The following is a 21,171-nucleotide window of genomic DNA, read 5'->3' as shown; positions in this document are numbered from 1 at the left end:
TCACGCATGATCGCTGTTTGCAAGTAGTTCTACAACGACCAGTAATCGTTCAGGCCACTGAGGACCGAGGATGCGCCGATTGAGGCGAATGGATTGCGGACCAAACGTTATTGACGCATCACGGGGGAGCCGTCGTCGTAATCGGTCACGGATTGCCGGTGCGAGGGGTGTCGCCATACGGATGAGAAAGATGTCGCCTTCGGTCGTAATTGAGACCACGCCAGCCTGTAGGGCCAGTAACCGAATCTGCAACCAGAGAATAAGGTGCAGCACCGGATCGGGAAGGGGCGCGCCAAAACGGTCGATCAATTCCTGACGCAAACCACGAACTTCAGCGATAGTTGTGGCGTCAACCATGCGCTGGTACACTGCCAGGCGTACTGTTTCATCGGGAATATACTCCGGTGGCAGATAGGCCGTGAGTGGCAGATCAATGGTCACCAGCGGTGCAACGAGAACTCGTTCGGAAACCGTTGGTGCCCGTAGACTCTCGGTTATTGTTGTCGGTACCCCCTGCACTGTCCCTGCATGCTGTTCGGTCAACGCATCAACCTCTTGTTTCAGCTTCTGCACCGCTTGTTCGAGCAGGCGTGAATAGAGATCAAACCCAACGGCAGCAATATGACCGGATTGCTCGGCGCCGAGAAGATTTCCGGCGCCACGGATTTCGAGATCACGCATTGCGATACGAAAGCCTGCCCCTAATTCAGTGGCTTCTTGAATTGCTTCCAGCCGTAGACGGGCATCGGCAGAGAGTGGTCGGGTCGGATTGTAGAGCAGGTAAGCATACGCACGAGTCGCACCCCGCCCAACCCGGCCTCGCAACTGGTAGAGTTGGGCCAAGCCGTAATTAGTTGCATCATCAATGATGATCGTATTCGCATTCGGAACGTCAAGACCGCTCTCGATAATGGTGGTGCATACTAATACATCGTAGCGCCCCTCGAAGAAATCCATCATCACCTGCTCGAGTTCGCGTTCGGCAAGTTGACCATGCCCGACCGCAATCCGCGCTTCTGGTACCAGCCGCCGTAACCGTTCGGCAACGTGATAAATGCTCTGCACCCGATTGTGGACGACATAGACCTGCCCTTCGCGTTCGAGTTCACGCCGGATAACTTCCTGGATAAGATGATCATCCGCCGGAACAACGTATGTTTTTATTGGAATACGATCTTCGGGTGGGGTATCAATCACACTCAAATCGCGAATGCCGGCGAGCGCCATGTGCAGCGTGCGCGGGATGGGTGTCGCCGTGAGGGTTAGTACGTCGACCTCGGTGCGTAACAGTTTGAGCCGTTCTTTATGGCGTACCCCAAAACGCTGTTCTTCATCAATAATTACCAGACCGAGATTACGGAAGACCACATCGTTAGAGAGCAGGCGATGGGTTCCGATGATAATGTCAATCTTCCCCCGCGCCAGATCGCGCACAATCGCCTCTTGTTCTTTCGGCGTGCGAAAGCGTGAGAGCATCTCGACAGTTACCGGGAAGGCGGCCATGCGTTTGCGAAAGGTGTCGAAATGTTGCTGCGCTAGCACTGTGGTCGGCACCAGAATTGCCACCTGCTTGCCATCCTGGACAGCTTTGAAGGCAGCCCGTAGCGCAACTTCGGTCTTGCCAAAGCCGACATCGCCGCAAACCAACCGATCCATCGGGGTTGGTTTTTCCATATCGGCCTTCACCTCGGCAATGGCCCGCAGTTGGTCTTCAGTTTCAAGATAAGGAAAACTGGCTTCCAGCTCGCGCTGCCACTCGTTGTCAGGAGCGAAGGCATAACCGGAGGTAAGTTGGCGTTGGGCGTAGAGTCGTAGCAGTTCTTCAGCCAGATTCTGTACAGCGGCTCGCACCTTGCGCTTGGTACGTTCCCAATCTTGCGTACCGAGACGGGTGAGCGTTGGTGGACTATCACCGGCGCCGATATAACGGGTGACGCGATCTATCTGATCAACCGGCACGTAAATCTTGTCTTCGCCAGCGTAGCGTAAGACCAGATATTCCCGCTCAACTTCACCAACTGTACGCCGGATCATGCCGTCGAAGATCGCGATCCCGTGTTCGATATGCACCACATAATCGCCGGGTTTCAGTGCCCGCAGAAACGCTGTACGATCAGCGGTACTGCTTTTGGGTCGCCGCTCGCGCAATGACCGACGCTGCCGAGTACCAAAAATCTCGCTGTCGGTTAGTAATGTCAGATTGAGGTCGGCAAGTGTAAAACCGGCTTCTAATCCGCCGTAAATTGGCACAAAGCGTCCCAGTGGCGTTTTATCCCCCAATCGTTCACTGACCAACTCCTGTAAGCGGGCTGCCTGCGTTGTGACGGTAATAACCAGCTCACCAGCATCGACTTGCTGAGCAATCGTATCAATGAGACGGCGCAACTGCCCACCATACAGTGGTGCGACCCCGAACGATGGTGGTGTGAGCGCGTATGGATACTCATTGTGACTGAGATCGGCGATCACCAGTCTAGACGAATCGCTTAAACCTAACTCGTTCCACTGCAAATAAGGACGTGGAAAATCAGGCGGCAGTTCACCAAGCGCTTGTAGTTGCGAGCGATAATTTGCCGCCTGAGCATCAATCTCTGCGGCGTGCTGCGCGAGCAGATGACCTTCCGCCAGGGCCACCAGACTCCCGGCGGGAAGATAATCTAACAGCGTGACCGGCTGCGTGTAAAAGAAAGGGGCGTAAAACGCACGACCTTCAAAACGTTGACCGCTGGCGAGCTGCTCACGCGCAATCGCCCATTCTTCGCGCACTTCACGCCGCAGCATGCTCAGATCGAGCAGATCGATCTGGCGCAATGCCGCTTCACGTCGCCAGAACGGTATCTCGTGTGCCGGACCAATCTCTGCCTGGTCTAAACGCTGCTCACTCCGTTGGGTAGCAGGATCAAATCGCCGCAAGCTATCGATCTCGTCGTCGAACCATTCAATGCGCAACGGCAACTCGTCACCCGGCGGCCAGACATCTAGAATCGCACCACGGCGACTCAATTCACCCGGTGCTTCCACCATTGCTACCCGCTGATACCCATTGGTCAGCAACGTCGCCACTGTCTGCTCGAGCGATACCTGCATTCCCCGTTGCAAGTGAAGCGTGACAGTGGTCAGATCGGCGGGTGATAATGTTGGCTGCATCAAGGCTTTCACCGGCGCCACGATCACCCCGCAAAAGCGCGCAGCCTGTAAGCCGCGTAAAACCGCCAGGCGTTGCCCAACGACATCACGCCCGGGAGACATGTGCTCGTAGGGCAAGGCATCGGCAGCCGGAAAAAGCCAGACTCGATCACTACCGAGCCACTGCCGAAGATCATCTGCCGCCCGCAACGCACTCTCGGCGCTGAGGGTAACGTAGAGGGTTGGTGTCGTGCGTTGACTGACAAGTGCCGCTAACAATACCGATCGGGCTGCCGCCGGAACCGGCGCAATTGCCTGATAACCGGGTCGCAGCGCAGCTTGCAACGACACCACAACCGGTAGTTCAGCAATAATTTTTACCAGTTCGTTGATGCGCTCTAGACGCTGAATTGTTGGCAGTAGAGTCGCCATCGTCAGCCAAAACACTATCAACCGCCGACAAAGCTACCGGCGATTATCACACTCGCATTGTAGTATAGTAACACGAGAAGCAGCACCGGTCACGGACGGCGCGTCAGTAAGACACCGCTGATAATCAGCAAGCCACCGATTCCCTGTACCCACGTGGGCTGTTCACCGATCAGCGGCCAGGCAATCATGGTTGCCACCAGTGGGATTGCACAGCCATAGATGGCAGTACGAGCACTACCGGCGATGCGCACGCTGTTATTCCAGAGCACATAGGCCAGAACCAATGCCAGGATTGTGGCATATGCTAATCCCAGCCACGCCTGAAGGCTGACCTCGCTCCAGGCCACCGTTGACCAGTCAGGCAAGCTGACCAGAACCATTCCCGGGACACCGGTTATCATCGTCCATGTCGTAATGGCCAGTGATGATAATCCCTGACCAAGAGTACGTACACCAAGCGTATAGATTGTCCAGCAGATTGCCGCGCCGAGCATCAGCAGATCACCGAGGAGACCCCGACCGCCGAGAGCCAAGCCACGTTCGGCAACGACCAGCGCAACGCCACCGATTGCCAGTGTGATACCAATTGCCATAACCTGCCGAATCCGCTCGATTCGCAGCAGCGCCGCCGCTAATGCCACTAGAGCTGGTGTTGTGGCGATAATCAACGAGCCATTGGCAGCGGTCGTCAGCGTGAGACTGTACGTAAACAGCGCCTGGTAGATAGTGTTGCCAATGATACCAACCCATGTCAGCTTCCAGAGCGTCCGCCGATCCGGTAACGCTCGCTTTCCTTCGCGCCACAGCATAAATACCAGCAAGATCACACTGGCAGTTGCGAAGCGAAGGGTCGCGAAAGCAAGAGGTGGTATTTCGGTTAAGGACGACTTCACGATACTGAAGTTTGCCCCCCAAATTACCACCACCAGCAACATCGTCAGGTCGATAGCCGTTAAACCGGCAAACAAAACCGGCTGATCGGTGCGCGTTGTTGTCGCCACAAATACCTCACCATTACCTACACCCGACGCATCTCGTCGGCTTTGGTTGACTTTACAACAACGCTGAGCCAGAAACCAGATGCTTTAGACGGATATTTGGCTTGTCAAAGAAGTGAGGATCGGTGGCGAGCGGTTCACCCTTGTTTCCTGCCCGGCAGTGAGATGGAGATAGATATGCGTTGCACCGGTTTCAGCGTCGGTGCTACGAAGCACGCCTGCGGATCCCTCACCATCCCCCCTGGCCGCCTTCCTCTCTCAGAAGGGGCGAGGAAGGGAGGTTAGCCTCCCTCATCTTCCCCTGGCTGCCTTCCTCTTCCAGAAGGGGCGAGGAAGGGGGGAGGTTGGTCCTCATAACCATTCCTCTTCTACACGGTTAAAAGGGGGAAGGTGGGATGGCTGGCGTGAAAGCATGGTGGTGCCCCCTCACGTAATGGTCGCATGGGTACGGTGCGTGCCCAATGAGAAAGCTGGGTTTTTGATCAGGCTCTGAGCGGAAGGGAGAAGCTCTCTCGCTTTCTCCCAACTCTCTTCCGCTGCCAAAAGGGGCGAGAAAGGGGAACAGCCATTCCTTTCCCTCACTCCTCTCTCGTTTGCCGCTACCACCGCTAATTTACCCGGTGTCGGGATGCCAGCCCCATTCGGCTAGCAGCGCCAAATCGGCTTGGGTCAGTACCCCGGCAGCCGCGGCGCGGGCAAGTAGATCGGGACGCCGAGTGAGTGTTCGGCGGAGTCGTTCGACCCGGCGCCAACGAGCAATCTCACTGTGGTGACCGGAAAGGAGCACGGACGGCACTGCCAGCCCTTCCCATACTGCTGGTCGCGTGTAGTGCGGATATTCGAGCAAAAAATCGTTGTGGCTCTCTTCAACAATCGACTCGCTGTCAATCACCCCCGGCGCCAGACGCGCCACCGCATCAACAACAACCATGGCCGCCAACTCACCGCCGGTCAGCACATAATCGCCGATGCTCAACTCGCGGTCGATCAACGTCTCGCGCACACGCTCATCGATCCCTTCGTAATGACCGCACACTAGTAACAATCGTGGCAGGGTTGCCAGTTCACGAGCGATGCTTTGCGTAAACAGCTCACCATCGGGAGTCAGTAAAATCGTCGGCCCCTGCCGCTCATCGGCTGCGCGTACCGCGCGGATTGCCGCTGCCAACGGTTCGGCCTTCATCACCATTCCGGCTCCACCACCGTATGGTGCATCATCGGCAGTACGATGGCGATCAGTCGTCCACTGTCGAATGTCGTGGAGGTGAATCTCGATCTTCCCGGCCTGTTGCGCCCGCTTGAGAATACTCTCAGTGAGCGGCCCCTGGAACATAGCCGGAAAGAGCGTCAGAATATCGAACCGCATTGTAGTCATGCCTCGACGCTGCGCAGATACTGATCAAAAAACTCAACCACGCGCCGACTGTAGGTTATCCGATCAACAAAATACCCACCGCAATGTTCCGCACCAGGCACTTCCCATACCATGCGCGGTTCACGGGCTGCGGCATATAATTGCCGAACGTGGCTCACCGGGACGATGGTGTCATCAGTGCCGTGGATCAAGAAAACCGGTCGAGGGGCGATCTGCCCAATAACATCAATCGGGCGGGCTTGACTGAAACGATACCCGTGGCGGCGTGCGACGATCATATCGGCCAGCCGTACCAGTGGTCTGGCTGGAATGCGTAGCACTTGTTCGATCCCATGGGCAACCACGTCATCACCGGCAGTAAACGAACTATCGGCTACCAGCGCTTTCACCGATTGATCACGGGCCGTCGCCAGAATACCCACTGCGGCTCCCATCGAATAGCCAACGACTCCAATCGATGCTGTGGGTATGCGTTGACGGACATACGCCAGCGCGGCCAGCAAATCCTCGACTTCGCGACTGACCAACGTCTGTGGCCATGGGTCCGACTCGCCCCGCCCACGGTAATCGAAGAGTAGCACGTTATAACCGGCCCGCCAACAATAACTACCAATGCCTAACAACTCATCTTTGCGACCGGAGTGACCGTGACTACCGACGATCACCGCATCGGTCTCAGGTCGAGGCAGCCACCAGCCGACCAGCCGGAGACCGTCGCTACTCCGAAACTCTACCCTCTCGTAGGGAACGCCAAGCTCCCATGGGGTAAAGGTGTATCTGTCGAGGTAAGATTGACGCGGCGGCGGACTAACCCGTAAACTGACGTAATAAGCTGTCCCGGTAATGCCTCCTAACAAGCCGATGGCGCCGGTCAGCGCCATCGGTAAGGAACTCAGCCCAAACCTGGTAGTCATAGCACGTCCTTATCCATTGCTGATAAACTCAAATTTCGTCTCGCTTTGTGGTTGGAGCAATAGATGAATTTCGTAAAGACCCTCGGCGTGGCGTCCCTTGAAAGGCAAGCCCAAGCCGGTGGCAAGGCGAATCATAGCGGTATTGTCGGCGTGGGTCAACAAGATCAGTCGCTCAAGCCCACTCTTGCGAGCTTCAGCGATCAGCAATTCCATCAGCTTGCGCCCAACGCCTGTGCCCTGATAGTCATCACGAACCAAAATTGATGCTTCGGCTACCTTCGGGTTATGTGGCAAGCGAGCAAAACGAGCAACTGCTACCGCTTCCTCGCCGTCTTGCTCGTCGGCAAGGGCAACCAGCGCCGCCTCACGCTGTGGATTAATCGCTGCCAGGCGCTGTGCTGATTTGTGTACCAGCTCCGGCGAGGCATGCTCGGCGGCGATAAAGAACCGCCGGTAGATTGTTTGCGGGGAGAGGCGGTAAAACATCCGCTCAAGCAGCACGGCATCGGGTGCAGACAGACTCCGTACTCGTAACGTGCGCCCATCACGGGTTGTTATTGTCGTCATCGCTGCTGCCTGGCATACAGATTGATCGTTCATTGTCGCTCCTGGTGTGGCTAGTGCTCCGGCAACAGATGCTCGACGGCGCAGATTGCGCTCGTTCACGATACGCTGAATGGTACCTGCCGATATGTCTCACCAGTATGCTGCACCTGTGTGCTACAGGTATTGTAGCATGGGTATGATACAACCGTGAACGATGATAACGCAGTGCGTTATACCGATTCGGAATAACCCTGAGTGCAGGAACGAATGAACGCACATCGAGGAGGAGCCTTGGAAGAACTGATTGCCATCGTTGGCCCAACTGCGGTTGGGAAGACAGAATTGGCCGTAGCCTTGGCCAGGAAACTCAACGGCGAGATTGTCTCTGCCGATTCACGGCAGATTTATCGTGGCATGGACATCGGTACGGCCAAGCCGACACGCGATGAGCTGCGCCAGGCTCCGCATCATCTGATAGACATTCGCGACCCTGACCAGTCATTTTCGCTGGCCGAATTTTACGATCTGGCGCTGGCCGCAATTGCCGACATTCGCTCACGTGGGCGCGTGCCGTTGCTGGTGGGCGGTACCGGTCAGTACCTGGCGGCTATTCTGGAAGGCTGGCAAATCCCACGGGTAGCACCACAGCCTGCCTTACGTGCCGAACTCGAGCAGATAGCAATGCAGGAAGGTCCGACCGCGCTCCATGCCCGTCTTGCCGCCATTGATCCGGTCGCTGCGTCACGCATTCCACCGAGCAACGTGCGGCGCGTGATCCGTGCACTCGAAGTCTATCTGGTCAGCGGCGAACCTATCTCTCGTCTGCAAGAGCGACAGCCACCGCCATTCCGCCCGCGCACCATCTGGTTGCATCGCCCGCGATCCGAATTGTACGCTCGCGCCGATGCTCGCATTGAACGGATGATTGCAGCGGGGCTGGTTGAGGAAGTGGCCGCTTTGCTCGCACGCGGTTACGACTGGTCGCTACCGGCAATGTCGAGTCTGGGATATATTCAGTTCCGACCGTATTTCGAGGGGAAATCTGACTTGGCTTCCTGCATTGAGCGGCTACGCTTCGACACCCACGCCTTCATCCGCCGACAAGAGATGTGGTTCCGTCGGTTGCCCAATCTTGAAATCTGGACACCCGATCACCCGGCGTGGCGCGCCATTATTGCCTGAGCCACTTCATGTTCGCGCAGCACGTGTTCGAGAAACCGTTCGGGATGACCATCGGCTGGTGGTAGACCAAGACGCTGCCGGATCATCATTGCCAGTTGGGCCGCTAGTTCCAGCCGCGAGTCAAGATCGAGTTCTAACCGCCGCTGGAAAAACTCGACCAACAGAGCGACATCTTCGGCGGTTAGCCGTTCAACGTTGGGGACAAGAGGGGTTGGCGGGGCGTCAGGTGCTCGCGGCGGCACCAGGACAACAACTGGTCGCAGCACCTGATCAAGCGTTAGCAGAGCACCTTCGTGAACAACGATTGTCCCCGCAGTTAAATCACCTAGCCGCTGGTGGTAACGATCAACAAACATTGCCAGCAGACCAACCCCGTATCCCAACGGCAAAAAATCAATGGCTCGCATCAGATTCCGCACCACGATCGCCCCCGTGTCGGCTGGACGTCCACCCTCGCGCAAGACGCGCAGTCGCAACAACCGTTTTCCCGGTGTCTGCCCATTCCAGAGCCATTCAAAGAAGATGTAGTAACTCCAATTCACCACAAAGGTGAAGAGAGCGAGCAGCGCCAACGCCAGATCAGTGCTCATCGCTCTATCACTCAAACCAATCGAGGTTGCACCTATGATCAGGATAGTGACCAATATCAGATAGTCGATCAGCGCAGCCAGGCCGCGACTCGCCGGGCCGGCCACAGCGTAGATAATCTCGACCCCTTCAGGGGTTAATACCCGATACTGTTCATCACGCTGAAGGGTGTGCATCACTGCTCTTGCGTTGGCAATTCGGCGTCATCTGGTGGTGTTGACACCAGCTCTGTTTCGTGTGTTACTTCCAGATGGCTCATATCGTTCACTAGCTTCACTCGCCAGTGCTTATAACCAATTTCAAGAATCGTCACCGAGGTATTGCCTATCCCCCGATAATGACCAAAAATTGAGCCATGAAAATTCTCTGCACGCGCCAGCAAGGCCCGAATACAGCCACCATGGGTTACAAAGGCCAGGGTATGACCACGGTGTTGAGCGACCATTGCTTCTACCGCCGTCACGACTCGTTGCTGAAAGCGGGCGATCGTCTCACCACCGCCACGCGGCAAATCCTGCCCCTGCGCAATCTGTTCCCACTCATCAGCAAACCGGTCACGTATCTCTTCGTTTGTTAAACCACTCCAGCTCCCTACATCAAGCTCGCGCAGCGCCGGTAAAAGCTGCACCGGCACTCGCAGCGCAGCCCCAATTTCCCACGCCGTCTGATAAGCCCGCGCCAGATCGCTGCTATAGATCGCACTAAACTGCACTCCTTCGCGGGCCAACCGCTGCGCTAATAACCGCGCCTGTCGAAAGCCAATCTCGTTCAACGGAATATCAGCATGTCCCTGCCAGCGCTTCTGCAAGTTCCAATCGGTCTCACCGTGGCGGATCAGATACACAGTCGTCATACAAATCCTCGCATACAGACGGCCACATCACTTATAGTAGCACGTACCTGCAACCGGATTGTTAATCATGATCAAGAGAGGTACAGCCGGTCTGACCCCACAGGATCGCAGCCGAGAAGCAGGTGCGGGCCATCCTCCCCGTTCCGCTCGCTTGTGAAAGGGGCTGGGGGGAAGGTGCGGGGACGGGTTTCCCATGCGCCCAACGCACTCCCTGCATCACACCTAGCCTAAGCGAGTATAATCTGCGATAACGGACACAGTGAAACTCAGGGAAACCCCATGTTTGATCAACCGACCGAACAATTCACCGACCAGGAAATCGCCCTTCTCCGGCCGTTTGTCACCAACGTTGACCGGCCAATCTTCTGTCTGCGCAATCTACCGGAGGTCGTGAAGGGGGCACTCTTTGCCCGTTACAGCCGAAGCACGAAAAGCCTGCGCCGCCTCCTGCTCGACGAATTCATCAACGAACCGGAATCGGGCTTTGCCGCTATCGTATCCGCGATTGGCGACAGTCCTGCCGCGCAACTGATTGCCGCCCGTCAGGCAGAAGCGTTTTACGACCGTGTCCTGATCGGGTACGGCGACGACTCGGTCGCTGAACTGGGTGGCGCGCATCTAGCCTGCGAGGGCATCAGCAATATCGCTGCCAAGCTCCTCGAAGATCGTCGGATCGGCATTTCACCGCTCGAAAAATCCACTCGCTATGTGCGGTTCGATCTGATGGGGCCGCATGGCTATCGCTACTTGCGCGAACCGGCGATCATGGCCTCGGTATTCGCCCAGCGCTACGTGACCGTGATGGATCAGCTCTTCACCACCTACAGCGCGCTCCTCCCATTGGTACAGGAATGGTTGCAGCAGCGATTCCCGCGTGACGAAGCGACCTCGTTGCGTGCCTACCGCAACACGATCCAGGCCAAAGCCCTCGATCTGTTGCGAGGCCTGCTCCCGATGGCGACCCAAACCAACGTTGGCCTGTTCGGCAATGGCCGCGCCTTCGAGTACCTGATCATCAAACTCCGTGCCTCACCCCTTGCCGAAGCACAGGCCCTTGCCGACGCCATCCAGACCGAACTCGATCAGGTCATTCACGCCTTTGTGAAACGAGCGCGCAGCGACCGTGGTCAGGCGTATGCCGCATATCTGGCTTCGACGCACACGCAGGTAGCGGCTGTTGCAGAGCGACTCCGTCCTATCACCGAACGGACGTCGGCATCTGACCAGGCGGTATCGGTGCAGTTGGTCGAGTATGATCCCGACGCCGAGTGGAAACTGGCCGCAGCGGTGCTCTACCCTCATCTCGATCTGCCACTGACAACGGTGCGCGACATCGTTAGCGGCCTGACCACAGCGGAACGCCAGGCCCTGATCGCTGCTGCCGTCGGCGAGCGAGCCAGCCGCTTCCACCGCCCTGGTCGTGCCTTTGAAGAACCGTTCTACACCTTCGACATCCTGGCTGACATCGGCGCCTACCGTGACCTCCAGCGCCATCGGATGCTGACCCAGGATCGGCAACGGTTTACCGTCATGCATGGTTATAGCATCCCGTCCGAACTGGAACAGATTGGCGTTGCCGACCGCTACCGGGCAGCATTGGAACAGGCCGCCGAACTCGTCACCATCCTGGAACCCATCTTCCCCAACGAAGCGCAATACGCAGTTCCCTTCGCGTTCCGCATGCGCTGGCGCATCAAGCTCAATCTGCGCGAAGCGTACCATCTGATCGAACTGCGCAGCGCCCGTCAGGGCCACCCAACCTATCGCCGGATCGCACAGATGATGTTTCACGCAATCCAATCCGTTCATCCAACTCTCGCCGCTGGGATGCAGTTCGTTGATCACAACGAGTACGACCTCGAACGCCTCGCTGCCGAGCAGCGGCTGGATCAGAAGAGAAGAGTGAAGGGAGAGGAGTGAGAAAGATACCGGCGTTTCCACCCGCGATCCCGCACGTCAGTGCCGTGTAGGGGCGGGTTCCAAACCCGCCCGTGATTATAGGGACGGTGCCACCCCCCGCCCCAGATGACACACTCGTTAGCACAAGCACTGAAAACATCCAGATAAACCAAAAGTACTATTGAATTGCACACCGAAACATGCTACGATTTGGATATAACGTATCCCAAATCGCAATTGCCCTTCCGGCTCTCTGCGCTCCTGGAACCGAAGAGACGCATGAGGCGCATATCTAACCCTTCCGCTCGACTTGTGGGAGGAGGGTGATTGAGAGGAGAGAGGATAATTTCTACCGTACCTGCCAAGATGAGGACCATGCCGCTATGCCCATCTCGCACGCCGAACCGATCACCCTCACCTGCCCCGCCTGCGGCACATCACACACCGCCGACATCTGGCTGATCGTCGCCCCCGACGAACGCCCCGACCTGGTTGAACAGATCCGTAACGGCACTCTGCATACTGCGACATGCCCGCAGTGTGGCCAGACCCGCACCCTCGACGCCCCGCTGCTGATCTTCCGCCCCACCGCCGAGCCGCCCATCCTCTTCTCGCCCGCGCAGCAGACCACGAGCGAACAGGATCAACAGCATGCCGCTGCATTGATCGACATCCTACGCCAGCGCCTGGGCGCAGCGTGGAACGACGCCTGGCTTGGCCAGGGACTGACAGTCGTGCCGCGCCCGATGCTGCTGGTGGCGCTGACTGATGATCCGGCATTGGTGCAGGCTGTAAACGCCTTCCTCAACGCCCGCACCTGGATCGACAGTTACCGGGAAGTGCAGGCCCACCCCGAACTGCTGAGCGACGAAGCGCTGGCAATGCTTGACCAGGCAATCGCCGCCGCCCGCGCTGCAAATAACGCCGACGCCGTCGCCTTTTTCGAGGCACACCGTGCCCTGCTGCGGCGCTGCCGCGAGGTTGGCGCGGCGGCAGCGTTTGCTGAGAAGATCGGTGTATCAGTGGAGCAGATTCGTGGTGTGGATGCAGAGACTGCGCTACCGCCCGAAGTTCAGCAAATGATCGCCAGGATCACCCAACTCAACCGTATTTCCGACATGCCTGAGCGGGTGGAACTATGTCGCCAGGCGCTTACGCTCGTAACGCGGGCAACCCACCCGCGGCTTTGGGCGGCACTCAATGTTAAACTGGGAAATAGTCTTGTCCAAAACCCACGCGGCGAGCGGGGGGAGAACCTGGAACAGGCGATTGCCCTCTATCAGCAGGCCCTCGCGGTTATCACCCGCGAGGCGATGCCGGTCGAGTGGGCGACGACGATGATGAACCTGGCGACCGCCTACTCTGACCGCATTCGGGGCGACCGGGCGCAGAACCTGGAAGAGGCGATCGCCGCCTACCGCCAGGCGCTGGAGATCTTCACACCGGAAGGGATGCCGGATGATTGTCGGCGAACAGCGCGGCAATTAGGAGCGATGTATGCTGAAACAGGTCGCTGGGAAGCAGCCACGGGCGCCTACGATCTGGCACTTCAAGCGGCGGAGATACTTTACGGAGAATCGGTCTCACCGTCTGGCAAGGCAGCCGAGTTGGAAGCCACTGGTACTCTCTTCCGAAGTGCCGCCTATGCCCTTGTCCGCGCTGCCCGCCCCGGCGCGCTGCGTCGCGCCGTCGAGGTCGCCGAGCTTGGGCGCGCCCGTGGCCTCGGCGAGACACTGACCCGTGACCGCAGCGATCTCTCCATCATCGAACGCGACTACCCAGACATCTACGAGCGTTACCGCACAGCGGCGGAGATCGTGCGTAGCCTGGAACGCACCGACCGCGCTTCAGCAGATCGCCAGGACACAGCGCAACTGTCGTTCACCGATCTGGCGAACCGCATCCGCGCTGCCCGCGCCGATCTGGATGCCGCCATTGAAGCCATTCGCGCCATTCCCGGCTATGAAGCGTTCCTCCGGCCTCCCACCTACGCTGAGATCGCGGCAGCCGCCCAACCCGGCGTGCCACTGGTCTACCTGATCACCACTCCCCAGGGCAGTCTGGCGCTGATCGTTCCCGATGGCAATGCAGAACCTGAAGCGCTGCTGCTCGACGAATTTACGGAGAACGATCTGAACAACCTCCTGCTCGTGCGCACTGGCGATAAAGTGGTAGGTGGGTATCTGCCGGGCCAGTTACTCGGCGGTGAAGCGCTGACGAAGGCGCTGGAAACGGCGCTGCCACTGCTTGGCGAACATCTCATCGCACCCGTGGCGCAGCGGCTCCGCACCTTGAATGCCACCGGCGTAACGCTTATTCCTACCGGTCTGCTCAGCCTGTTACCATTGCATGCCGCAACCTACACGGTCAACGGCGCCTCCCGCTGTCTGCTCGACGAGTTTGATGTCGCTTATGCGCCGTCGGCGCGGGTACTGAGCATCGCTCAACGCGAACAGCAGCGGCGTGCAGCGAAGGGGGTGCGGCTGGCTGGGGTTGGGAATCCTACCGGCGATCTGCGTTATGCCGGTGCAGAGTTGCACAGTATCTGCGATCTGCTGCCACCGGCGGCGACGACAACGTTCTACGAGCAGGCTGCGACTCGTAGCGCAATCTGGTCCGCTCTCGGTGAGAGCACCATTGGTCACTTTTCCTGCCATGGCAGTTTCGCCGACGATCCACTCGATTCGGCCTTGCACCTGGCGGCAGGTGATCGTATCACGCTGCGCGACCTGGTGGCAGGCGACACCACGGCGCTGAGCAATCTACGCCTGGTGGCGCTCTCGGCCTGCCAGACCGCGATCACCGACTTCCGGCGCCTGCCCGACGAGAGCATCGGTCTGCCAGGTGGTTTCCTGCAGGCTGGCGTGCCCGCCGTTGTCGGCACGCTCTGGAGTGTCAACGACCTCAGCACGGCGCTGCTCATGCACCGCTTCTACGAACTGCACCTGCACGGCGATGCCGCAGCAGGGCTGGCGCCGCAACCGCCGGTGCGGGCATTGCGCCTGGCGCAACAGTGGCTGCGCGATCTGACCTATAAAGAGATGTTTGCCTATTTTCAGCGGCATCGCCAACTCAAAGCGGCTCCGCAGCGTAATCTGGAATCGGTGCCGGTTCCAGGCGCACGGATGCCAACCGATCTCATTGAGGAGGGACGTGCTCTAGCAGAGGATTATATGCTCGATCATCCGAACGACCATCCATACGCCAATCCAATATTTTGGGCTGCATTTACGTTCAACGGTACAATGGGAGAAGCTGCATAAATGGCTGGTGAAGAAACGATTGCCGCGTTGTTAGCCATTTGGGACGAGGGCCAATCCAGTTCGCATTGGCCCGCATTACTGCCGGTGCTGCGCCAACTGGTCGATCAGTTTCAACAGAACGCCGATGATGATACACGCGCCGAGATTGCCATGCGCATTACCGACCTATTGCGCGAGACCGATCCCGATCTCCACCGAAAACTGATCCAAATGCGCAGAACTATACGTGCCGGCGAAGCGCACAACCGCTTCAGCACACGCGGCATGCCATCTGGCGCCGAACTCTCGGCAGTCTGGCAAGAGATTCGGACACGAGAAGCGTCAATCTACGGCGAGAGCATTACGACAGGCGACATCAGCGGTACGGGCATTGCTATTGGTCAAGGCGCACAGGCCACAGTACATCGTCGACACAGGATCGAAAGGACTGGCCCCTCGCACCGCTGCCAGCGTATTGGTCAAGGCGCACAGGCCACAGTACATCAACACTTCTACGAGCCGCGCTTCACGCGCTACACCGACATCTCCTGCCCGCGACGGGCGCAGGTGAACAGCCGGGTCACTGTCACCGTTGCGCTGACCATGCAACCACAGCCGGAGAGCGTCGCGCTCCAGGCTATCGAGGTTTTCGAGGGTAAGGTTCGGGTACGGATCGATGCGCCCGGCTTTGAACCGCTGAGTCCGCTCGAACAAACAATCATTGTCGAGCGGGATGACGATAGCGCCCCGGTCGTGTTTCACCTCAAGGCGCGCGAAACCGGTCCCCACGAGATCGCCATCCAGTTCTGGCAGCGCGGCAATCTCATCGCCACGGTCGTGGCGCCCATTGAGGTGCTAGAGGTAGAGCCGGTCTTTGCGCCAGCATTAATACCGAAAACGCCCGTCAGTCCGCGCATGGCTGACGTAACACCGCCAGACCTCACCCTCGTCGTCTTTCGCGACCCTGCCGGGCGGATGCAGTTCACGCTGCACCGTGACAACGTTACGCTCTGCTACGCCGAACAGACGCTGCGCCATCCCCCCGACGCGCTGCTCAATGCGCTCTTTGACGAGTTACACCTGCTGCAACGCGGTACCGACAGCGCTAACCGACGGCGTGGTTCGTTGCTCCTGACTGCCGAACAGGTCGAGCGGCGCATCCGCAATCTGGGCTACAAACTGTGGGATGACCTGATTCCACCCGAACTCAAACTATACTATGACCGTGAGCGCCACCAGTGGCAGAGCGCCATCGCAGCCGGGCAACGCTGGAGCCTGCTGGTGCAATCGAACGAGCCGGACATCCCCTGGGAGCTGGTGCGTCCGTACAGCGGTGGGCGGGATCGCTGGGAAGAAGACTTCTGGTGCCAGACCTTCCACTTCGCCCGCTGGCTGCTCAAGCGCCCCGACAGCCTTGAGAGCGTGGTTCCCCTGCCGCGCCTGCGGCTGCGCACACTGGCTGCAATCGTGCCTACCTGCTACCCGGAACTGAAGGCTGTCCCTGAAGAACACAAACTGCTGCGCGACCTGATTGCCCGCTATCGCCTGACCGACCGCAGCCCGCAACGGGCGACCGAGCCAGCGGTCATCGCTCTGCTCGAAACGGGTGGCTTCGACTGGCTGCACGTCATCACCCACGGCGACTTCTTCGCTCAATCGCAATCGGCGTTGCACAGCAGCGCGATTGGCCTGGATGACAACCAGTGGCTGGCGAGCAGCGCGATCGCTGATCCGCGCATCCGGAGCGCGCTACGCAACCACCGCCCGGCGATCATCCTGAACGCCTGTCACGTGGGGCGCGAGCAACCTTCACTTAGCGGCGCTGCTGGCTGGGTCACGCAGTTTGTCGGCTCCGGTGCGGGCATAATGATCGCGCCGCTCTGGTCGGTCAACGACGAGTTTGCCCTCCGCTTCAGCGAAGTCTTCTACACCGCGCTGCTCAACCCTGATCGCCCTGCCACCGTCGCCGAGGCAATGTGGCAGGCGCGCAACGCCATCCGTCAGCCCGACGATCCGACCTGGCTGGCCTACAGCCTGTTCGCCCACCCGAATGCGCGAGTTGAAGTTGAAGTACAGCCGTCGCAGGCGTAGGAAAGAGAACAATACACCGGTCATATCCGACCTCTCATATCATAGGGCCGAGTTCTTACCCCGCCCCTAGCCGTGCCGTCACCGGAAATACCTGCCCGACCCTGCATGCATCCCCCCTCCTCTCCCACAGCGTGGGAGAGGAAGGGGGACAGGGGGGAAGGTGAGGGCGGCCCTCACCCCCGGCCCCTCTCCCGCAGCGCGGGAGAGGGGTGAGCTGGGTCGTAAGATCGCCCCTGCTCCGCTTATTCCCCCTCTGCTTCCACAGTCTGGGAGAGGAAGGGGGTAGGGGGGAAGGTGAGGGCGGCCCTCACCCCCGGCCCCTCTCCCGCGCTGCGGGAGAGGGGTGAGCTGGGTCGTGAGATCGCCCCTGCTCCGCTTATTCCCCCTCTGCTTCCACAGCGTGGGAGAGGAAGGGGCAGGGGGAAGGTGAGGGGCATAATCCCCCTCCTCTCCCACAGCCTGGGGAAGGAAGGGGCAGGGGGGAGGTGAGGGCGGCCCTCACCCCCGGCCCCCTCCCGCGCTGCGGGAGAGGGGTGAGCTGGGTCGTAAGATCGCCCCTGCTCCGCTTATTCCCCCCTCTGCTTCCACAGTCTGGGAGAGGAAGGGGGTAGGGGGGAAGGTGAGGGCGGCCCTCACCCCCGGCCCCTCTCCCGCGCTGCGGGAGAGGGGTGAGCTGGGTCGTGAGATCGCCCCTGCTCCGCTTATTCCCCCCTCTGCTTCCACAGCGTGGGAGAGGAGGAGGCAGGGGGGAGGTGAGGGGCATAATCCCCCTTCCTCTCCCACAGCCTGGGGAAGGAGGGGGCAGGGGGAGGTGAGGGGCATAATCCCCCCTTCCTCTCCCACAGCGTGGGAGAGGAAGGGGGGCAGGGGGGAAGGTGAGGGCGTCCCCGCGTGACAAACATTTGAATTTCCTGTGCAAAAGTTGTGTTACCTCTTCCCCTATTGACGCAACCCTCACAACCCTGATAATCTGTTCTTAACAAAATATTTTTTCCTTTCCAGCACACGCCCAACGGGCGCGGGCTTGCGTCAAGGAGGACAGTTATGCGAGCGTTTGAACCGGAAAGGATCCACAACATCGGCATATTCGGTCACCTCGGCAGCGGGAAGACCACGCTGGCCGAGGCAATGCTGATGACCGCCCACGCCATCCCGCGGATGGGGCGCGTCGAGGATGGGTCAACGACTAGTGACTATGATCCCGACGAGCACCGACGCGGGATGTCTATTTCGCTCAGTGTGTTACCCCTTGAATGGAATGGCGACAAGATCAATCTGATTGATGTGCCGGGTGCTGCTGATTTCGCCGGAGAAGCTAGCGCAGCGATGCGCATTATCGATGGCGCACTGCTCGTGCTCGACGCGAGCGCCGGTGTTGAGGTCGGTACCGAACTCTTCTGGGAGATGGCGGTACAGCAGCGCGTTCCACGCATCCTGTTCATCAACAAACTCGACCGCGAGAATGCCAATTTCTACCGTGTGATCGAGCAGGCCCGCGAAATCCTCGATGCTGCGGTGATTCCGCTGCAAATCCCAATTGGTTCTGGCAAAGATTTCAAAGGTATTATCTCGCTGCGTCAGCAGCGAGCCTGGCTGACTAGCCCCAAACACGATGGTAGCTATATCGAGGCTGATGTGCCACCAGAACTCGATACGTTGATGCACGAGTGGCGCACGGCCCTGATCGATAAAATTGCCGCAACCAACGATCACCTGATCGAACGCTATCTCGAAGGCGGTGAAGATGCGCTAACCCGTGAAGAGCTGTTGCTCGGCCTACGCACCGGTATCGCTGATGGTTCGATTGTGCCGGTCTTCTGTGGATCGGCCACTGAAGTTGTTGGCATCGCTCAACTGCTCAACGGTATCATCGACTCGATCCCCTCGGCAGGCCGGAAGACGACGACTGCCACCGATCTGACCACCAACCAGGAAGTTGAACTGCGACCCAGCCGTGACGAGCCACTGGCAGCGCTGGTATTCAAGACGGTGTCCGACACCTATGGCAGGCTGAGCTACTTCCGTGTCTTTTCGGGTGAAGTGCGCGCCGGTATGACCTTGTTCAATGCCCGTACCCGCAAAGAAGAACGGATTGCCCACGTCTACATCGTGCGCGGCAAAGAGCAGATCGAGGTCGAAGCCGTTGGCCCTGGTGACATTGGCTTACTGACCAAACTCGGCGATACGCAGACCAACGACACACTCTGTCTGTCGTCGCGCCCACTTGCGGTCAGTCCCATTCAGTTCCCTGCCCCGGCTTTCATTGCAACCGTGAAACCACGTACCCGTGCCGACCTTGACAAGCTCAGCTCGGCGCTCAGCCGGATGATCGAAGAAGACCCCTCTTTGCAGGTATCCCGCGATGCACGTACTGGCGAAGCCCTGCTGAGCGGTCTGAGCGAGACTCATCTTCAGATAGTCGCTGAGCGGATGAAGCGTAAGTTCGATGTCAACATCGACCTCGAACTGCCCCGCATCCCCTACCGCGAAACCATTCGCAGCGTTGCCACTGCTCAGTATCGCCACAAGAAACAGACTGGCGGTGCTGGTCAGTTTGCCGATGTTGCCCTGCGCGTCGAACCGTTGCCCCCTGATCCCAATCGCGAAGACCCGCTCGAATTCGTCAACGAAATTGTGGGTGGTGTGATCTCGCGTGGATTCATGCCGGCCATCGAAAAGGGTATTCGCGAGGCGATGGAAGAGGGCATCATTTCGGGGAACCCAGTGGTTGATGTGCGTGCAGCAGTCTACGACGGCAAAGAGCACCCGGTCGACTCGAAGGAAATTGCTTTCAAGACGGCGGCTAAGGAAGCATTCCGCCTCGCCGCTCAGAAAGCTGGCGTGATCATCCTCGAACCGATCTACAACATGGAAATCATTGTCCCTGACCAGTTCGCTGGCGACGTGATGAGCGATATGAGTACACGCCGGGGCCGTGTGCAAGGGATGATGCCAATGGGGAATGGCAAAACGGTAATCCACGCCCAGGCACCGTTGGTAGAGATTCAACGTTATGCAACCGACCTGCGTGGCATGACTCAGGGGCGCGGACGGTTCTCGATCAGCTTTGCCGGTTATGAAGAGGTGCCGCCGCATCTGGTTAACCAAATCGTAGAAGCCCACAAGAAAGAGCTGGAAGCGGCACACAGCCATTAGTGTCTGAGAAAGCCCCTGCGGCCTGTAACCCCAGGCTGCAGGTTGGTACGACAATGCACCGTCATACTCCTCACCGGAAACCGTCTTGTAGTATTCGGTATATGCCCTGACCATCCCTGCATCCAACAGTAGAGGGTAGAATATACTACAAACCGTAGTACTACACCAGCCGGAGCGGGTTCGCAACCCGCTCTATAGGGTGATGCAGGTGAGGGGGCAGCCCTCACCCCCGGCCCCTCTCCCGCACTGCGGGAGCGGGGAGAGCTGAGGACACGGTATCGTTGACAGCCGCAGGGACACTCCTGCTCCGCTCATCCCCCTTCCTCTCCCGCAGCGTGGGAGCGGAAGGAAGGCAGGGGGGAAGGTGAGGGGGCAGCCCTCACCCCCGGCCCCTCTCCCGCACTGCGGGAGAGGGGTGATCTGGTTCGTGAACGCGGTATCGTTGCCAGCTGCAGGATTGCCTCTGCTCCGCTCACCCCCCTCCTCTCCCGCAGCGTGGGAGAGGAGGGGGCAGGGGGGAGGTGAGGGCCGCCAACACCCTACCTTGACGTAACGCCATTCCCGCCGTATACTGTCAAACAATGGCGATGACGGGGACGAGTACCTATCGCCTGCTCTTCAGCGAGCCTGGGATGGTGGAAGCCAGGTAGAAGCAGCGATAGCGAAAATCACCCCTGAGCTGGCAGGTGAACTGCCTGGTCGGATGACCTGCATAGTAGCTGCGCCCGGAACGCCCACCGTTATCGGGGCAGAGCGTTGTCTGACGCTC

Annotated in this window: 12 protein-coding genes and 1 other annotated feature (1 of these 13 cut by a window edge); of the genes, 5 read left to right on the top strand and 7 right to left on the bottom strand. The window is 58.8% G+C overall.

Going from position 1 to position 21,171, the window contains the following annotated elements:
- From mfd to QTO31_RS18220, 5 genes are all read right to left on the bottom strand, one after another.
- Complete coding sequence (gene mfd, locus QTO31_RS18240; RefSeq protein ID WP_301430541.1) at positions 1-3,558, bottom strand: transcription-repair coupling factor; 3,558 nt, start codon at positions 3,556-3,558, stop codon at positions 1-3.
- A gap of 89 nt (positions 3,559-3,647) precedes the next feature.
- Entirely contained in the window at positions 3,648-4,559 is a 912-nt protein-coding gene (locus QTO31_RS18235) for a DMT family transporter (RefSeq protein WP_031461068.1), read from the bottom strand.
- A gap of 610 nt (positions 4,560-5,169) precedes the next feature.
- Positions 5,170-5,922, bottom strand: coding sequence for a tRNA (guanosine(37)-N1)-methyltransferase TrmD (gene trmD / locus QTO31_RS18230; RefSeq protein ID WP_301430540.1), 753 nt, complete (start codon positions 5,920-5,922; stop codon positions 5,170-5,172).
- A 5-nt stretch (positions 5,923-5,927) separates the two neighbouring features.
- On the bottom strand, positions 5,928-6,845 hold the full coding sequence (locus tag QTO31_RS18225) for an alpha/beta hydrolase (RefSeq protein WP_031461065.1): 918 nt from the start codon (positions 6,843-6,845) through the stop codon (positions 5,928-5,930).
- Between the two features lie 9 nt (positions 6,846-6,854).
- Positions 6,855-7,445 (bottom strand): GNAT family N-acetyltransferase, encoded by a 591-nt coding sequence (locus tag QTO31_RS18220; protein WP_031461064.1) that lies wholly within the window; start codon positions 7,443-7,445, stop codon positions 6,855-6,857.
- A 237-nt stretch (positions 7,446-7,682) separates the two neighbouring features.
- Between QTO31_RS18220 and miaA the strand changes: the two genes are divergently transcribed.
- On the top strand, positions 7,683-8,573 hold the full coding sequence (miaA, locus tag QTO31_RS18215) for a tRNA (adenosine(37)-N6)-dimethylallyltransferase MiaA (RefSeq protein ID WP_035419876.1): 891 nt from the start codon (positions 7,683-7,685) through the stop codon (positions 8,571-8,573).
- Here the strand turns inward: miaA and QTO31_RS18210 are convergent.
- On the bottom strand, positions 8,543-9,337 hold the full coding sequence (locus tag QTO31_RS18210) for an RDD family protein (RefSeq protein WP_031461062.1): 795 nt from the start codon (positions 9,335-9,337) through the stop codon (positions 8,543-8,545). The two genes, miaA and QTO31_RS18210, sit on opposite strands and share 31 nt — an antisense overlap.
- Positions 9,337-10,014 carry a histidine phosphatase family protein gene (locus QTO31_RS18205; protein WP_031461061.1) on the bottom strand — a complete coding sequence of 226 codons (678 nt, stop codon included), beginning with the start codon at positions 10,012-10,014 and terminating at the stop codon, positions 9,337-9,339. The genes QTO31_RS18210 and QTO31_RS18205 overlap by 1 nt, the downstream gene beginning before the upstream one ends.
- Positions 10,015-10,293: 279 nt before the next feature.
- Between QTO31_RS18205 and QTO31_RS18200 the strand changes: the two genes are divergently transcribed.
- The 4 genes from QTO31_RS18200 (at position 10,294) to fusA (ending at position 20,402) form a co-directional block, all read left to right on the top strand.
- Positions 10,294-11,934 carry an FAD-dependent thymidylate synthase gene (locus QTO31_RS18200; RefSeq protein ID WP_031461060.1) on the top strand — a complete coding sequence of 547 codons (1,641 nt, stop codon included), beginning with the start codon at positions 10,294-10,296 and terminating at the stop codon, positions 11,932-11,934.
- A 362-nt stretch (positions 11,935-12,296) separates the two neighbouring features.
- On the top strand, positions 12,297-15,176 hold the full coding sequence (locus tag QTO31_RS18195) for a CHAT domain-containing protein (RefSeq protein ID WP_301430536.1): 2,880 nt from the start codon (positions 12,297-12,299) through the stop codon (positions 15,174-15,176).
- A complete protein-coding gene (locus QTO31_RS18190; protein WP_301430534.1) occupies positions 15,177-17,246 on the top strand; it encodes a CHAT domain-containing protein in 2,070 nt (689 codons plus the stop codon).
- 1,044 nt (positions 17,247-18,290) lie between these two features.
- Positions 18,291-20,402, top strand: coding sequence for an elongation factor G (gene fusA, locus QTO31_RS18185; protein WP_031461419.1), 2,112 nt, complete (start codon positions 18,291-18,293; stop codon positions 20,400-20,402).
- Positions 20,403-20,980: 578 nt separating this feature from the next.
- Positions 20,981-21,171 (top strand) — a binding site (T-box leader) (it continues 81 nt past the right edge of the window).

The sequence above is a fragment of the Chloroflexus sp. MS-CIW-1 genome (genome assembly GCF_030444705.1).
GTDB lineage: Bacteria > Chloroflexota > Chloroflexia > Chloroflexales > Chloroflexaceae > Chloroflexus.
Note: the sequence above shows the minus strand (reverse complement) of the source record. Positions and strands in the feature narration are given on the sequence as shown.

Bases quoted from the DNA above. Each gene is read 5' to 3' on its own strand.
- trmD (WP_301430540.1), bottom strand. From the start codon at position 5,922: ATGCGGTTCGATATTCTGACGCTCTTTCCGGCTATGTTCCAGGGGCCG.
- fusA (WP_031461419.1), top strand. From the start codon at position 18,291: ATGCGAGCGTTTGAACCGGAAAGGATCCACAACATCGGCATATTCGGT.
- QTO31_RS18225 (WP_031461065.1), bottom strand. From the start codon at position 6,845: ATGACTACCAGGTTTGGGCTGAGTTCCTTACCGATGGCGCTGACCGGC.
- QTO31_RS18210 (WP_031461062.1), bottom strand. From the start codon at position 9,337: ATGCACACCCTTCAGCGTGATGAACAGTATCGGGTATTAACCCCTGAA.
- mfd (WP_301430541.1), bottom strand. From the start codon at position 3,558: ATGGCGACTCTACTGCCAACAATTCAGCGTCTAGAGCGCATCAACGAA.
- QTO31_RS18205 (WP_031461061.1), bottom strand. From the start codon at position 10,014: ATGACGACTGTGTATCTGATCCGCCACGGTGAGACCGATTGGAACTTG.
- QTO31_RS18200 (WP_031461060.1), top strand. From the start codon at position 10,294: ATGTTTGATCAACCGACCGAACAATTCACCGACCAGGAAATCGCCCTT.
- QTO31_RS18195 (WP_301430536.1), top strand. From the start codon at position 12,297: ATGCCCATCTCGCACGCCGAACCGATCACCCTCACCTGCCCCGCCTGC.
- QTO31_RS18220 (WP_031461064.1), bottom strand. From the start codon at position 7,445: ATGAACGATCAATCTGTATGCCAGGCAGCAGCGATGACGACAATAACA.
- QTO31_RS18190 (WP_301430534.1), top strand. From the start codon at position 15,177: ATGGCTGGTGAAGAAACGATTGCCGCGTTGTTAGCCATTTGGGACGAG.